1 protein-coding gene is annotated in these 1,208 nt (G+C 63.6%); it reads left to right on the forward strand.

Annotated elements, in window-relative coordinates:
• Nucleotides 1–1,023, forward strand: a 1,023-nt coding sequence (locus tag EOA28_RS36325; protein ID WP_148671132.1) for an ATP-binding cassette domain-containing protein, incomplete at its 5' end; no start/stop codon positions are given.
• Nucleotides 1,024–1,208: the final 185 nt, after the last annotated feature.

A 1,208-nucleotide genomic window follows, 5' to 3' on the forward strand; every position in this document is an offset into this window, starting at 1 on the left:
CTGCCGCCCGACGTGCCTGTGATCGTCGCCAGCCATGACCGCGCTTTCCTCGACGCTGTCACCAACCGCACGCTGTTCCTGCGTCCCGAAGAGTCGCCGGTGTTCGCTCTGCCCTATTCACGCGCCAGGCATGCGCTCGACGAGCTCGACGCCTCGATGGCGCGCAAGTTCGAGCGCGACATGAAGATCGCCCAGCAGCTGCGCAAGCAAGCCGCCAAGCTGAACAACATCGGCATCAATTCAGGCAGCGACCTTTTGACGGTGAAGACCAAGCAGTTGAAGGAGCGGGCAGAGAAGCTGGAGGATGCCGCCGTACAAGCGCATCGCGAGCGCTCGGCCGGCGCGATCAGGCTGGCGAACCGCGGCACCCACGCCAAGGTGCTGATCACGCTGGAGGACGCGGCGGTCGAAACGCCTGATGGCACACTGCTATTCAGGACCGGGAAGCGCCATATCTGCCAGGACGATCGCATCGTGCTGCTCGGCCGCAACGGCGTCGGCAAGACGCGCTTCATCGCCATGATCCGCAACGCCATTGCCGAACCCGGCTCGATTGCGAACATCAAGGTGACGCCGTCGACCGTGCTCGGCTACAGCGACCAGGCGCTGTCGGGCATCAATGGCGAAGACACGCCGCTGGCAATGGTCTCGCGCCGGTTCGAGATCGGCGAGCAGCGGGCGCGTTCGCTCCTTGCCGGCGCCGGCGTCGTCATCGAGATGCAGGACAAAAAGATCGGCGCCTTGTCGGGCGGGCAGCGGTCGAGACTGATGATGCTGGTATTGCGGCTGACCAACCCCAATTTCTATCTGCTCGACGAGCCGACCAACCATCTCGACATCGATGGCCAGGAAGCATTGGAGGACGAGTTGCTGAAGCATCAGGCAAGCTGTCTGCTTGCCTCGCACGACCGCTCCTTCATCCGCGCCGTCGGCAACCGCTTCTGGCTGATCGAGAAGCGGCGGCTGACCGAGGTCGACGACCCGGAAGCGTTCTTCCGCTCCGTCGCCGAAACGCCGAACTGAGAGACGATACACCCGCCGGGCCGTCGCCGCCGGCCCGGCGATACTTTTCCATCTGCTAAAAAAAGCGCATGCTGAATTGCTCAACCATGGAGGGGACGGGCCATGCGTGCAGTGGAAATCGTCAGCAATCTCTACAAAGCCTATGCGGACCGCGACATCGAGGGTGCCCTGGCGCGGTGCGCGGA

The organism is Mesorhizobium sp. M2A.F.Ca.ET.067.02.1.1 (assembly GCF_004023285.1).
GTDB lineage: Bacteria > Pseudomonadota > Alphaproteobacteria > Rhizobiales > Rhizobiaceae > Mesorhizobium.